Raw genomic sequence first — 13,490 nt, 5'->3', positions numbered from 1 at the left:
GACCGCTATTTATTTTTACCATACTTTTAATTTTTTGCCGACGGTAATATTGTTGTTCTTGATATTGTTGAGTTTACTTAATTTTTCCGGTGTCGTTTTATATGTTCTAGCAATAGAGTAAAGCGTTTCGTCTTGCTGAACAATATGGTAACCGGTGGTTGATTTTTGAATTTCCGGGCGTTTAGACGAAGATTCTTCTTTTAACTTTTCGCCCTGTTTAGTTTGTGTTTTGTTTTGTTTCTCTTTCCCCTCTGATTTTTTATCTTTAATAGCGTTATTTGCTTTATCGGATTTATTATCTTTTTTTACCGATTTATCTGCTTTTTCGCTATTTTGTTTTTTAGCGACGGATTGTTCTTTCTTCGTTTCGGTACTAGCTGTTGCTTTAGGCGAACCATTGGTATAACGAGCACGATAAGCGACTAAGCCGTTATAAATCGCTCGAGCGATTTTACGACGATAAGCCGGATTTGCCAGCTGTTGCTCTTCCGTCGAATTGGATAGGAATCCCGTTTCAACTAATACGGATGTAATATCCGGCGAACGTAATACGCTTAAACTGGCATGCTGAGGAGCGCTTTTGGCTAATGTCGTGATATTTCCCATATGCGAGAGAATACTTTTTCCTAATTCATAACCGGAACGTTGAGAATGAGAAAATTGTAAATCCAACACGGTTTGATTCAGATAGCGTTCGTTATTATTGGATAATACCGATCCCGCACCGCCTAACAATTCGGATTGTTTTTCGTGATCCTCAAGCCATTTCCCCATTTCGTCACTGGCTCGGCGATTGGAAAGCACCCATACGGAAGCGCCTTTCTGGCTACTCGAATTAGGTGATGAATCCGCATGGATGGAAATAAGGTAATTCGCCTTATTTCTTCTGGCGATTTCCGTACGATTCGGTAACTGAATAAAGTAGTCGCTCTTACGTGTCATGACCGCTTTAAAATTAGGATCCGCATCAAGTAATGCTTTTAATTCTTTCGAAATACCGAGCGTCACTTCTTTTTCCTTAATTCCTAAGGTTTTACCGATTGCACCCGGGTCTTTACCGCCGTGTCCCGCATCGATAACGACGACGACTTTTGCATAACTGGTTAAGCTAATCATTAAGCCAAATAAACTAACTGCAATATAATTTATTAACTTGTTCATTTTTTTCCTTTTGGTTAAGCGGTCTAGTTATTCAGAAATTTTGCAATAATTTGATCACCGATTTCATTTTGAGGTTGCAAGGTGAGATTACGTCCAAGCTCGGCATAATCGATTTGAATGATAATGTCCGCCGGCGGAATAACGCCTTTACCTTTAGTCGCCCATTCGAGTAAACAAAGCGTTTGAGGGCGGAAATAATCTCGAATCCCCATAAACTCCAATTCTTCGGGATCGGCTAGGCGATAGAGATCAAAGTGATATAAACAAAAAGGCGTTAATTGGTATTCTTCCACTAACGTATAAGTCGGACTTTTCACATTTCCTTGATGGCCGAAGGCTCGCACGATACTACGAGTTAAAGTGGTTTTTCCGGCACCAAGTTCACCGTTTAAATAAATAACGCAACAATGCGCGGAATCTTGTTCAAGGTATGTTCTTATTGCGTTGGCAAATTGTTGCCCGAATTGCAACATTCGGTTTTCATCGGGAAAATAAAAAGTAACTAAATCGGACATCGGACGGTTATTTCTCTAAATTAATAAAATGGGTACGGTAAAATTTTAATTCTTCGATCGATTCTCGAATATCATCTAAAGCCAAATGCGTATTTTTTTTGTTGAAGGCATTCAGCATATCCGGTTTCCAACGGCGCGCAAGTTCTTTTAAAGTACTCACATCCAAATGGCGATAATGAAAATAATCGGCAAGATCCGGCATATATTTATACAAGAAACGCTTATCTTGCGCTACGCTGTTACCGCAAATCGGCGAAGCACCTTTCGGCACCCACTGTTTTAAAAAATCGATGGTTTGTAATTCGACCGCACGTTCGGTTAATTTGCTTTGTTTTACGCGTTCGATTAAGCCGTTTTCCGTATGCGTTTTAATGCACCAATCACTCATTTTATTAAGCAAATCGTTCGATTGATGAACGGTTAATACCGGACCTTCGGCTAAAATATTTAAATCTTTATCCGTTACAATCGTCGCAACTTCGATAATACGCTCTTTTTCCGGATCAAGTCCGGTCATTTCCAAATCAATCCATATAAGATTTTGGTTATCTAATTTACTCATATTTATTCCTTTTCTTTTAAGGCGCAAAGTACCGCATTAGGCACAAATTGCGCCACATCGCCTTGATGGCGATAAATTTCACGTACCATTGTCGAAGATAAATAACGCCAGGTGACGGACGGCGGTAAAAACACGGTGTCCAGTCGTCCGGATAATTTATCGTTCAGTTGAGCAAGCTGAATTTCATACTCAATATCATCACTGCCACGGATTCCTCGGACTAATGCTTTCGCTTGGTGTTGTTTGGCAAAATCCGCAAGTAATCCGCTAAATCCGACCGCTTGTACGTTAGCTAAATGAGCGCAACTTTGTCGCACCAAAGCGGTTCGCTCTTCAAGTGAGAATAACGGTTGTTTACTCGGGTTTTTCGCAACGGCGACAATCACTTGTCCGAACAGCTCGGACGCTCGTTCGATAATATCTAAATGTCCGTTGGTCATGGGATCAAAAGTCCCTGCATAAATAACGGTATAGCTCATTTTATTTCTCTAAGTAAGGGGCGATAAGTGCCATATGGCGTTTGAGAGCGCCTTGATTTTCTTGTAAAACATCGAACCCTGCTTGGCTGATTTTTTGACAAACATCCGCATTGCTGAGTAAAAAGTGTACCGCTTGTGCGATGTCTTGCGCATCGGATTTCACTTCCACCACCCCTTTCACATAACGCAATTTTTCAAAAATTTCCGGAAAATTAAATGTATGTACACCGGAAATAACCGGAAGTTCAAAAGCAATCGGTTCTAACGGGTTATGTCCGCCGTGTTTGACTAAACTTCCGCCGACAAAAGCAATTTTAGCTAACCCGTATAATTGCATCATTTCTCCCATGGTATCGCCGAGTAGAACCTGAGTATTGGGTTTTAACGGATGTTTATCGGTACGTTTTATATAATTGAGATTGGATTTGACTAATAATTCCTCCACCGTTCCGAATCGCTCGGGGTGGCGAGGCACTAGAATCAGTACTAAATCCGACCATTGAGAGAGAAGTTGTCTATGTGCGTCTAGGATCAGCTTTTCTTCGCCTTCATGCGTACTGCCGGCGATCCAAACCGGGCGGTTAGCCAAATTCAACTCTTGTTTCGTATTATCCACTTTATGACGTAACGTATCGGTAATTTCCAAATCAAATTTCAGGTTACCGGTATTGACCAATTTTTCGGGAGAAAAACCTAATGCTAAATAGCGTTCGGCACTGACCGCATCTTGCGCCATAATTAATGAGATTTTATTTAACATATGTTCGACGCTAGGCTTAATCCAACCGTAGCGTTTGGCGGAACGAGGCGAAAGTCGAGCATTAGCAATGATAAAGGCTATGCCTTTCTTATGAACCTGATGAATAAGATTCGGCCATAATTCGGTTTCAATTACAATCATCAATTTAGGATTGATAAAGTTTAGAAAACGTAAAATGGCATCGGGTAAATCATAAGGCAAATAAAAATGTGACACGCTATTGCCGAAAGCGGATTTGACTCGCGCGGATCCCGTCGGCGTAACAGTTGTAACCGTAATCGGCAACTCGGGATAGGCGGTTTGAATTTCCCTAATTAACGGTGTTGCGGCGATAACCTCTCCCACTGAGGCGGCATGCACGATAATACCACCCGCTACGGGCTTTGCCAATTCATGATAACAACCGTAACGTTCAAATAAACGATGACGATAAGCCGGTTGTTTATAACCGCGTTTCCACATCATCAGTAAAATAAACGGTTGGATAATGTAACTGATAACGGTATAGAAAATACGTAACATTATTGAGTTCCTACAAGCGGTTGATTTTGTGCGGTTTTTTGTAATCCTAGGAAAATAAGCGTAACGGTAAAATAAAACATTACGCCGGAATTATGCGATAAAAACGCTTGAGTTAAAAAGTAGCTCATCATTAATAAAATATGCGTAATCCCTAGAACGCCCCATAAGTGAGCTAACGAGTTCGGTGCGGCTCGTCGCACATTGCGCCAAAACGAGCTAAGCGGTACAAATAAAATAGCTAATAAAGCAATTAATCCTAATACGCCTCTGGTTGCGGTATCGTGTAAATATTGGTTATGCGCATGTGCAAATCCGGATGCGTACTGGGAAATCTTTCCTTGCTCAAAATGTTGTTTACGCATCTCTTTCACGCCTTCTAACCCCCAACCGAATAGCGGTTTTTCTTGAATGCCCAGTAGCGAACTTTTCCACATATCAAAACGAGCGCCGACGGAGGTGCTGGTATTTGAACGATCTACATAAGCGGAAATATCGCTTTTCGCTTCAAGATAACGCTGGTAAATCGTCTCTTTAGCAAAGAATCCGCCGGAAAGTGTGATTAAAAGTACGCTGGTAACGACCCATTTGGATAAGTTCTTACGGTTTAACAAGAAAATGGCCGCAAGCACAGCCGGAACACCGATCCAAGCACCGCGTGCGGTCGTTAGGAAACTGGCAATCATCGCAAGTAATCCGGAGATTAAACAAGTAACAGTCAATAGACGTTGTTTCTGCGCATGGAAATAAAATAATGCGCAAAATGAGAACATAGCTAAAGACATCGCCATATCACCGGCTTGAATATGCATCGTTTTCGGAAAGGGCTTATCAAGATCAAAACCGAAAACTTGAATGATACTGACGACTCCCGCCACAATACCGCCGGCTAGAATAGCATATAGGATCCATACTTGTTGAATGTGCTTTTTATACAATACGGCTAGAATCGGCAGAGTGAGAACGGCTCGACTCGGTAGATCAAGCTCGCTGAATTTGCCTTTATGCGTCATGAATGAAATTACACAAAGCGTAAAGTAAAAGACAAACGAAGCAATCAGCCATTTATCCGCTTTATCTAAGTTAAAAGTACGGGATTTAATATGGGGAACAAGTAACGCAATACCTGAAACAGCCAATAGAATCGGAATTAGGCTATAACTGATTTTTAAAGGAAGCGCCAAAATAAAAAACAGACCGATTAGGATTGAATAGAGTTGGTTATTATAAGATTTAACTCGCGCTAACATAGCATGTTCCATATAAAAAGAATGACGAGTTATTATACTTAAAAATTGTAGAGGAGAGGAAAGAAAAGGCGATTTAGTTATATAAATTTTTTGAATAAACATAAAAAAACCCCTCGTTCCTGAGGGGTGAAATTTATTATGGAGTCATACTTCTATGAGTACTGTGCAAAATTATATGTATCTTGTGTTTAAATTCAATAACAAATTTGCAACATTTTTCATACATTGCTTATTTTGTGAAGCGGATCACGCTTTATGCGGATTTCTTGTATTAGAATCTACAAGATTACGCATTAATAGTGCATAATCCAGCTCAATATCCGCTGGTACGTCTAAAAAGACAAAATGTCCGTCACCAAGTCCTGCTTCCACTTGTTCATTTTTGCGGTTTAACATACGTTCGATTTTGAACACGATATTACCTTTCGGGGTCATCATTTCTACCGAATCCCCCACGAGGAATTTATTTTTAACCGCGACTTCCGCCATACCTTCGGCGTTACGTTTACCGGTAAATTCGCCGACAAATTGTTGGCGGTCCGAAATCGAGTAGCCGTATTCGTAGTTTTGATATTCGTCATGAGTATGGCGACGTAAGAAACCCTCGGTATAACCACGGTGTGCAAGTGATTCTAAGGTGTCCATTAATGACTCATCAAATGGTTTACCTGTCGCCGCATCATCAATCGCTTTACGATAAACTTGAGCGGTACGCGCACAATAGTAGAACGACTTAGTACGTCCCTCAATTTTGAGTGAGTGAACGCCCATGTGGGTTAATCTTTCTACGTGTTGTACGGCACGTAAGTCTTTTGAGTTCATAAAGTAAGTGCCGTGTTCATCTTCAAATGCAGTCATTTGTTCGTCTGGGCGATTTGGCTCAGTGTATAAGAATACTTTATCGGTATGTAAGCCTTCACCTAATGTCGGCGCAATATTTTTCACTTCGATTTCCGGTTCATAGCGTTGAACGGCGGATTGCGGCACGATGTTACCGACTTCATCTGTTGTGCCTTCTTCCATTTTGTATTCCCAACGGCAAGCGTTGGTACAAGTACCTTGGTTCGGGTCACGTTTATTGATATAACCGGACAATAGGCAACGACCTGAATATGCCATACAAAGTGCGCCGTGTACGAAAATTTCAAGCTCGATATCCGGCACTTGCTGGCGGATTTCTTCGATTTCTTCCAATGATAATTCACGTGAAAGAATGACACGGGTAAGCCCCATCTGTTTCCAGAATTTTACCGTCGCCCAGTTTACCGCATTCGCTTGTACTGAAAGGTGAATATCGATTTCCGGGAAGTTTTCACGCACTAACATAATTAAACCGGGATCGGACATAATTAACGCATCCGGTTTCATATCCACCACAACTTTTAGATCTTTGATAAAGGTTTTGAGTTTTGAGTTGTGCGGTGCGATATTCACCACCACATAGAATTTCTTGCCTAAGCTATGCGCTTCATCAATCGCAATTTGCAAATTGGCGTGGTTAAATTCATTGTTACGCACACGTAAGCTATAACGAGGCTGACCGGCATAAACGGCATCGGCACCGTAAGCGAACGCATAGCGCATATTTTTTAAGGTACCGGCCGGTGAAAGTAATTCGGGTTTCGGGTATTTTAATTCGGACATAGGTCTATTCTCTTCTGATAACAAGTCAGTACGCTCTACAAGTAGGGCGCATAAAATTGTCTATTTTCTAACAAATATTACTTTCTAGCAAGATGTAGATAGATTAGAATACGATTTTTTAATCTATTACTTAACATGTGGGGAAATTATGAATAAATTTAAACAAACGTTAGCTGTAGCGATGTTTGCTTTTTCATCCGTTGCATTAGCGAACGGCGTGATGATGGAAATGTTCCAAATGAATAAGCACATGGGAGCTTTTAATCGCGCGCAGACGGCTGAGGAATTTCAGGAATCGGCAAAACAGTTCTTAGTACAAGCGGAAAAAGCTAAAAATACAATGCCGGCAAGTTTAGGCGGTGATCAAGAACTATTCAAAGGCTATCAAGCAGGTATGCAAGAAGTGATTGACGAAGTGAAGAAGGCGGAAGAACTGGCTAAACAAGATAAATTGAAAGAAGCCAAAATGGCGGTATCACGTTTAAACGGTCTTAAGAAAAAATATCATTCCGAGTATAAGTAATCATGGGAGAGGCGATTGAATAATCGCCTCTTTGTTTATGCAATGTAAATTGCAAAAATTTATTCAAATTTAACCGCTTGTTTTCGGAGAACTATGGAACATTCGTCATCATTAACCAAAGTATTAGTCGCTACGGCTTCAATTATCGTGATTCTCGCCGGTATAAAAATGGCAGGGGAGATTATTATTCCTTTCTTGTTGTCATTATTTATTGCGATTATTTGCTCGCCGATTATTAAGTTTATGACCAAGCGTCATATTCCGTTAGGGCTGGCAATCGGTTTATTACTCGGTTTAATCGTTTTAATTTTCTTCTTTCTGGCCGGAATGTTTAATGGGGCGATTCAGGAATTTACCGCTTCGATTCCGCAATATAAGGTGCTATTAACGGAGCGTTTGGACACGGTTTTTGCCTTGATTAAAGCTTATAATTTACCGATTAGTATTACCCAAGAAGATGTGCTGAATAAATTCGACCCAAGCGTAGTTATGAATTTTGTCAGCCGTTTGCTGCTTAGCTTTTCCGGTGTGGTATCGAATATTTTCGTGTTATTTTTAGTGGTGATTTTTATGTTGTTCGAATCACCGATGGCTAAATATAAACTGGCTTTGGCATTAAGTCCGGATGATGATTTGTCGAATGAGGAATATTATCTTAACCAAGTATTAGACGGAGTTATCGGCTATTTAGGGGTAAAAACGGTTGTGAGTGCATTAACCGGTATCTCGATTTGGATTTTATTGATCGTGCTTGATGTGCAATATGCAGTGCTTTGGGCGACACTTGCTTTTTTACTGAATTATATTCCGAATATCGGTTCGTTTTTAGCCGGTATTCCGATTGTATTACAAGCGCTTTTATTAAACGGATTTTCCGTCGGTATCGGCGTATTGATTGGGGTAGTTGGCATCAATATGTTATTCGGTAATGTCTTGGAGCCGAAAATGATGGGCAAACGTCTCGGGCTTTCAACCCTTGTCGTGTTCTTGTCTTTATTATTCTGGGGTTGGTTATTAGGTACGGTTGGTATGTTGTTGTCCGTACCGCTTACGATGGCGTTAAAAATCGCTTTAGAGTCAAGCCGTTCGACCCGTCGTTATGCGGTATTACTGGGCGATATAGAAGAAGTACCGACTCGTCGTTAAAGGTGAAAAAGCGATCGCCAATATCATAACAGCGGTCGCTTTTTTATTGGATTGTGTAAACTATAAGCAAAAAGCAAACGTTTGCTTAAAAATATGTTTTTAGGCTATTGACGATTTTTAAAGAATCGGTAGAATTCCGCACATTCTTTTTTTAAAAGATACGTTCGGATGAAGGTAGCTGGAGAAGAGCGATAAGCTCTACCGACGAGGTAAAATCTTTCAGGTGCTAGCAATAGCGAGGACAGTTACTGGACGAACCCTTGGAGAGATCCAATCCATGTAGTTAATGGAAAATGGACGCCGAAGGCGCAAGTGCGTAAGCATGAAACGCTCAGGCAAAAGGACAGGGGAGAAAAGTACAACCTATTTTCTATTTGTGTTTAGGATTTTGCAAATTTTTGGCGAAATTCGACCGCTTATAGCCTGCTTTTCTTTCCTTGTAAGTTATGTTTACGAGGAACCATCATGTCATTTGACGCAATTCTTAATCAAATTAATAGCCTTATTTGGGGCGCTCCGCTTTTAATTTTACTTTCCGGTGTCGGTATTTATCTGACTTGCGCTTTGAAAGGTATTCAAATCTCGCAGCTTCCGCGTGCATTCGTCTATATGTTCAAACCGGAAAAAGGGAAAGGACAATCCGGCGATATTCCCGCTTTCGCCGCACTTTCGACCGCACTTGCCGCAACCATCGGTACCGGTAATATTGTCGGCGTAGCGACCGCTATTCATTCGGGCGGACCGGGCGCATTATTCTGGATGTGGTTGATCGCTTTATTCGGTATGGCGACCAAATATGCGGAAGGTTTATTGGCGATTAAATTCCGTGGTCGTGATAAAGACGGTTTTGTCGCCGGCGGCCCGATGTATTATATCGAAATGGGAATGGGTAAAAACTGGAAATGGCTGGCAAAAGCATTTGCATTTTTTGGTGTATTGGTTGCCTTATTAGGGATTGGTACCTTCCCGCAAGTAAACGGTATTACTCATTCGTTAGAATCGACTTTCGATATACCGGTCGTATTTAGCTCGATTGTTTTAACCTTAGTCGTGACTTCGATCATTTTAGGCGGTGTGAAACGTATTTCTAAAATCGCATCGATTATCGTACCTTTTATGGCGGTCGCTTATGTGATTGCATCTGTCAGCGTATTAATTATGAATGCGGAAAAAGTACCGGATGCAATCGTGTTAATCGTGCATGCGGCGTTTAATCCGGAAGCCGCATTGGGCGGAGCCTTCGGTTTTACCGTAATGCAAGCAATTCAATTAGGGGTGGCACGCGGTATTTTCTCGAATGAATCGGGTTTAGGTTCGGCGCCGATTGCGGCAGCGGCGGCACAAACTAAAGAGCCGGTACGCCAAGGTTTAATTTCCATGACCGGTACTTTCTTGGATACGATTATTGTGTGTACTATGACCGGTTTAGTTATCGTATTAACCGGCGCTTGGACCGGTAAAGCCGAAGGGGCTGAATTAACCAATCTTGCCTTTAACCAAGGTTTAGACAGCTCGTTCGGGGCGGTCATCGTTACCGTCGGATTGATTTTCTTCGCCTTTACCACTATTTTGGGCTGGTGCTATTACGGTGAGCGTTGTTTCGTGTACCTCACGAACGGCAGAACCAAAGGAATTAAATTCTATCGTTTACTGTTTATCTTATTAATTGCTTCCGCACCGTTCTTACAATTAAATACGATTTGGACGATTGCGGATATCGTAAACGGTTTGATGGCGTTCCCGAATCTCATCGCATTAATTGCGTTGCGTAAAGTCATTATCGAAGAAACTAAAAGTTATTTTGCTCGTTTAAAAAACGGTGAACTCGAATAAGATTCACGCCGAGTTATGGAAAATCTGTTAAAGTGTAGGGTAATACCTACACTTTTTTATTTTGTATGAAAGTTATTTATTCTTTAATTTTATTCGTCTTTTTTAATTTAATCTCTCCTTCGCTCTATGCCGCTTCAGACAATGAAATCAGTTGTAAAGTGGTAGGAATCAGCGACGGCGACACGCTGACCTGTTTACACAAACGCAAACCGCTTAAAGTACGTTTGCTACATATTGACGCACCGGAATCCGCTCAGCCCTACGGTAATAAAGCGAAACAAACATTGGCAAATCTCGTGTTTAAAAAACAAGTGATATTACGGTATAACGGCTATGATCGTTACCAACGTTTATTAGCGGTGGTATATGACGAGCAAGAACGCAATATCAATTTATTATTAGTAAAAAGAGGCATGGCGTGGGCATACCGTGAAACCTTGCCGATTTATGAAAATGCCATGCAAAAAGCGAAGCGAGAAAAGCAAGGATTATGGCAAGATAAATCGCCGATAAATCCCGCACAATGGCGGCAAATTCATCAGGCGGACAAGCGGTCGGATTTCGATTGGCATTTGCAAAATAGGGCTAAAACACGACCGCTTGCTAAAGAGAAAGCGGTAGATTGTCATAAAGTGTTACATTGTCGTGATTTTAGCGATTACCAAAGTGCGAAGCGTTATTTCGATCTATGCGGTTCTAAAACGATGGACGGTAATCGTGACGGTATTCCTTGTAATAAATTGTATCGGGAGGCGGTGCGTTAATGAATATGCAGCAAACGGAAGCGTTTAGATCTCAATTTCCTTTTTTTCGACAACAAGCGGAATGGAGTTATCTGGACTCCGCCGCCACGACTTTAAAACCACAGATTCTCATTGATAGTACGGTCGAATTTTATGCTTCGGCTGGGTCGGTACATCGCAGCCAATACGATCTGATACAAAGCCGAGCTTATGAGCGAGCGAGAGATTTAGTCGCTTCTCGTTTTAATACGGAATCTCGCAATGCGGTGATTTGGACAAGCGGTACCACCCATGCGATTAATTTAGTGGCGTACGGTTTGGAACATTTACTGGAAGCGGGAGATGAAATTGTGATTTCGGTTGCCGAACATCATGCGAATTTTATTCCGTGGCAGCAGTTAGCACAGCGTAAGCAAGCGAAATTAATTGTGTTGCCGTTAGATGCAAATTTTCAGTTAAATCCGACCGCTTTAACGCAAGCCGTTTCCGAAAGAACTAAAATCGTTGCCTTGAATTTAGTTTCAAACGTAACCGGCGTACGTCAGCCGGTCGAACGGCTGATCCCGATTATTCGCCGCCGTTCCAATGCAAAAATTTTATTAGATTGCGCGCAAGCGGTATGTTGCGAAAAAGTGGACGTACAAAAACTGGATGCGGATTTTTATGCCTTTTCGGCGCATAAAATGTATGGCCCGACCGGTGTCGGTGTTTTAACCGGAAAATTGCAAAGTTTAGAGCAAATTCGACCGCTGTTTTTCGGCGGTAAAATGTTGGAAGATATTTCGGAATCCGCACTTTCCGTTGCCGCTTTACCTTATCGCTTGGAAGCCGGTACGCCGAATATCGCCGGAATTATTGGTTTCGGCAAAACATTGGAATGGCTCGAACAATGGGATTTCGAAGCATTGAATCATGTTGTGGATAATCTGGCGGAAGAAGCCTACAAGCGGTTAAAAAAGTATAAAAATATTCGAATTTTTTCTCAGCCGAATTGTTCTACCATTAGTTTTGCATTTGACGGGATTCATCATGCCGATATTGCGGCGATTATGACCGAAAGTAAAATCGCGTTACGTAGCGGAGAGCATTGTGCGAAGCCGTATCTGCATTATTTGCAACAAAGCGGCACACTAAGAATTTCGTTGGCGCATTATACTTCGCCCGACGAATTGGAGAAATTCTTCAAGGCGTTGGATTTAGCCTTGGATATTTTGCTTGATTAGATCAAAAAAAGATGAAATAGCACTAGAATGAATACCCTAAATAAGGTAATCTTGCCGCCAATTTTCGATTTATTTTAAAATTTAAATTTATAGCAAAAGGTGTCAAAAAATGGCTAAACAAATCAAAAAAATTGCCGTGCTAACCAGTGGAGGTGATGCACCGGGTATGAATGCCGCAATTCGTGGCGTAGTCCGCGCCGCATTAAACGAAGGCTTAGAAGTATATGGCGTACAAGACGGTTATTACGGTTTATATACCGATAGAGTAATTCCGCTTGATCGTCGTTCCGTATCGGAAACGATCAACCGCGGCGGTACTTTTTTAGGTTCGGCGCGCTTCCCGCAGTTTAAAGATCCTGACGTACGTAAAAAATCGGTAGAAACCTTAAAAAAATACGATATTGATGCGCTGGTCGTTATCGGCGGAGACGGCTCGTATATGGGAGCGAAACTTATAACCGAAGAATTCGGTTATCCGTGTATCGGTATTCCGGGTACGATCGATAATGATATCGTCGGTACGGATTATACTATCGGTTACCAAACCGCATTGGAAACGGCGGTGGAAGCGATTGACCGTTTACGCGATACTTCTACCTCGCATCAGCGTATTTCAATCGTTGAAATTATGGGACGCCACTGCGGCGATTTAACCATTAGTGCGGCGCTTGCCAGCGGTTGCGAATATATTATCGTGCCGGAAAAAGGTTTGGATAAAGAGTCGCTAATGCGTAATATCGAAGACGGTTTTAATAAAGGTAAACGTCATGCGATTATTGCGATTACCGAATTAATGACGGACGTTCAGGCATTGGCAAAAGAAATCGAAGACCGTTTCGGTCATGAAACGCGCGCAACCGTATTAGGTCACATTCAACGCGGCGGTGCGCCTTGCCCGTTCGACCGTATTTTAGCTTCCCGTATGGGCGTATATGCGGTGGATCTGTTATTACAAGGTCACGGCGGTCGTTGTATCGGTATCAAAAATGAGAATTTGGTACATCACGATATTATTGATGCGATTAACAATATGCGCCGTCCGTTCAAAGAAGAACTGTTTGAGGCGGCTAGAAAATTATTCTAATTTTCCTTAGAATACCAAGGCGACTAATATAGTCGCCTTTTTTATGTA

The 13,490-nt window shown here is 41.6% G+C and carries 13 protein-coding genes and 1 riboswitch; of the genes, 6 read left to right on the top strand and 7 right to left on the bottom strand.

Annotation, left to right across the window (positions count from 1 at the left end):
- Positions 1-15: 15 nt before the first annotated feature.
- The 7 genes from DRF63_RS06200 to trhP form a co-directional block, all read right to left on the bottom strand.
- Positions 16-1,161, bottom strand: coding sequence for an N-acetylmuramoyl-L-alanine amidase family protein (locus DRF63_RS06200; RefSeq protein WP_043991856.1), 1,146 nt, complete (start codon positions 1,159-1,161; stop codon positions 16-18).
- Positions 1,162-1,184: 23 nt separating this feature from the next.
- Positions 1,185-1,676 carry a tRNA (adenosine(37)-N6)-threonylcarbamoyltransferase complex ATPase subunit type 1 TsaE gene (gene tsaE / locus DRF63_RS06195; RefSeq protein WP_005598026.1) on the bottom strand — a complete coding sequence of 164 codons (492 nt, stop codon included), beginning with the start codon at positions 1,674-1,676 and terminating at the stop codon, positions 1,185-1,187.
- A gap of 7 nt (positions 1,677-1,683) precedes the next feature.
- Positions 1,684-2,238 (bottom strand): oligoribonuclease, encoded by a 555-nt coding sequence (gene orn, locus DRF63_RS06190; RefSeq protein ID WP_005598024.1) that lies wholly within the window; start codon positions 2,236-2,238, stop codon positions 1,684-1,686.
- 2 nt (positions 2,239-2,240) lie between these two features.
- Entirely contained in the window at positions 2,241-2,717 is a 477-nt protein-coding gene (coaD, locus tag DRF63_RS06185) for a pantetheine-phosphate adenylyltransferase (protein ID WP_005598022.1), read from the bottom strand.
- A 1-nt stretch (position 2,718) separates the two neighbouring features.
- Positions 2,719-3,999 (bottom strand): lipid IV(A) 3-deoxy-D-manno-octulosonic acid transferase, encoded by a 1,281-nt coding sequence (waaA, locus tag DRF63_RS06180; RefSeq protein ID WP_005598019.1) that lies wholly within the window; start codon positions 3,997-3,999, stop codon positions 2,719-2,721.
- On the bottom strand, positions 3,999-5,246 hold the full coding sequence (locus DRF63_RS06175; RefSeq protein ID WP_005598017.1) for an O-antigen ligase family protein: 1,248 nt from the start codon (positions 5,244-5,246) through the stop codon (positions 3,999-4,001). The genes waaA and DRF63_RS06175 overlap by 1 nt, the downstream gene beginning before the upstream one ends.
- A gap of 246 nt (positions 5,247-5,492) precedes the next feature.
- Entirely contained in the window at positions 5,493-6,890 is a 1,398-nt protein-coding gene (gene trhP / locus DRF63_RS06170) for a prephenate-dependent tRNA uridine(34) hydroxylase TrhP (RefSeq protein ID WP_005598015.1), read from the bottom strand.
- A 148-nt stretch (positions 6,891-7,038) separates the two neighbouring features.
- Here trhP and DRF63_RS06165 point away from each other — a divergent pair, with 148 nt between their 5' ends.
- The 6 genes from DRF63_RS06165 to pfkA all read left to right on the top strand — a co-directional run bounded on the left by DRF63_RS06165 (position 7,039) and on the right by pfkA (position 13,442).
- Positions 7,039-7,413, top strand: a complete 375-nt coding sequence (locus DRF63_RS06165) for a cytochrome b562 (RefSeq protein WP_005598013.1) — start codon at positions 7,039-7,041, stop codon at positions 7,411-7,413.
- Positions 7,414-7,506: 93 nt separating this feature from the next.
- Positions 7,507-8,559 carry an AI-2E family transporter gene (locus DRF63_RS06160; RefSeq protein ID WP_005598011.1) on the top strand — a complete coding sequence of 351 codons (1,053 nt, stop codon included), beginning with the start codon at positions 7,507-7,509 and terminating at the stop codon, positions 8,557-8,559.
- A gap of 250 nt (positions 8,560-8,809) precedes the next feature.
- Positions 8,810-8,916, top strand: a riboswitch (glycine riboswitch).
- A 108-nt stretch (positions 8,917-9,024) separates the two neighbouring features.
- Positions 9,025-10,392 carry an alanine/glycine:cation symporter family protein gene (locus DRF63_RS06155; RefSeq protein WP_005598009.1) on the top strand — a complete coding sequence of 456 codons (1,368 nt, stop codon included), beginning with the start codon at positions 9,025-9,027 and terminating at the stop codon, positions 10,390-10,392.
- Positions 10,393-10,457: 65 nt separating this feature from the next.
- Positions 10,458-11,156: a thermonuclease family protein gene (locus tag DRF63_RS06150; RefSeq protein ID WP_005598007.1), complete on the top strand. Its 699-nt coding sequence runs from the start codon at positions 10,458-10,460 to the stop codon at positions 11,154-11,156.
- Entirely contained in the window at positions 11,156-12,358 is a 1,203-nt protein-coding gene (locus tag DRF63_RS06145) for an aminotransferase class V-fold PLP-dependent enzyme (RefSeq protein ID WP_005598006.1), read from the top strand. Before DRF63_RS06150 ends, DRF63_RS06145 begins: the two co-directional genes overlap by 1 nt.
- 109 nt (positions 12,359-12,467) lie before the next feature.
- A complete protein-coding gene (gene pfkA / locus DRF63_RS06140; RefSeq protein ID WP_005598005.1) occupies positions 12,468-13,442 on the top strand; it encodes a 6-phosphofructokinase in 975 nt (324 codons plus the stop codon).
- Positions 13,443-13,490 lie beyond the last annotated feature (48 nt).

The sequence above is a fragment of the Actinobacillus pleuropneumoniae genome (assembly GCF_003290385.1).
Taxonomy (GTDB): domain Bacteria; phylum Pseudomonadota; class Gammaproteobacteria; order Enterobacterales; family Pasteurellaceae; genus Actinobacillus; species Actinobacillus lignieresii.
This window is presented reverse-complemented; position numbering and strand designations above follow the sequence as displayed.

Coding starts and splice junctions, on each gene's coding strand:
- DRF63_RS06145 (WP_005598006.1), top strand. CDS start 11,156: ATGAATATGCAGCAAACGGAAGCGTTTAGATCTCAATTTCCTTTTTTT.
- DRF63_RS06150 (WP_005598007.1), top strand. CDS start 10,458: ATGAAAGTTATTTATTCTTTAATTTTATTCGTCTTTTTTAATTTAATC.
- orn (WP_005598024.1), bottom strand. CDS start 2,238: ATGAGTAAATTAGATAACCAAAATCTTATATGGATTGATTTGGAAATG.
- DRF63_RS06160 (WP_005598011.1), top strand. CDS start 7,507: ATGGAACATTCGTCATCATTAACCAAAGTATTAGTCGCTACGGCTTCA.
- DRF63_RS06155 (WP_005598009.1), top strand. CDS start 9,025: ATGTCATTTGACGCAATTCTTAATCAAATTAATAGCCTTATTTGGGGC.
- pfkA (WP_005598005.1), top strand. CDS start 12,468: ATGGCTAAACAAATCAAAAAAATTGCCGTGCTAACCAGTGGAGGTGAT.
- DRF63_RS06165 (WP_005598013.1), top strand. CDS start 7,039: ATGAATAAATTTAAACAAACGTTAGCTGTAGCGATGTTTGCTTTTTCA.
- coaD (WP_005598022.1), bottom strand. CDS start 2,717: ATGAGCTATACCGTTATTTATGCAGGGACTTTTGATCCCATGACCAAC.
- DRF63_RS06175 (WP_005598017.1), bottom strand. CDS start 5,246: ATGTTAGCGCGAGTTAAATCTTATAATAACCAACTCTATTCAATCCTA.
- waaA (WP_005598019.1), bottom strand. CDS start 3,999: ATGTTACGTATTTTCTATACCGTTATCAGTTACATTATCCAACCGTTT.
- DRF63_RS06200 (WP_043991856.1), bottom strand. CDS start 1,161: ATGAACAAGTTAATAAATTATATTGCAGTTAGTTTATTTGGCTTAATG.
- tsaE (WP_005598026.1), bottom strand. CDS start 1,676: ATGTCCGATTTAGTTACTTTTTATTTTCCCGATGAAAACCGAATGTTG.
- trhP (WP_005598015.1), bottom strand. CDS start 6,890: ATGTCCGAATTAAAATACCCGAAACCCGAATTACTTTCACCGGCCGGT.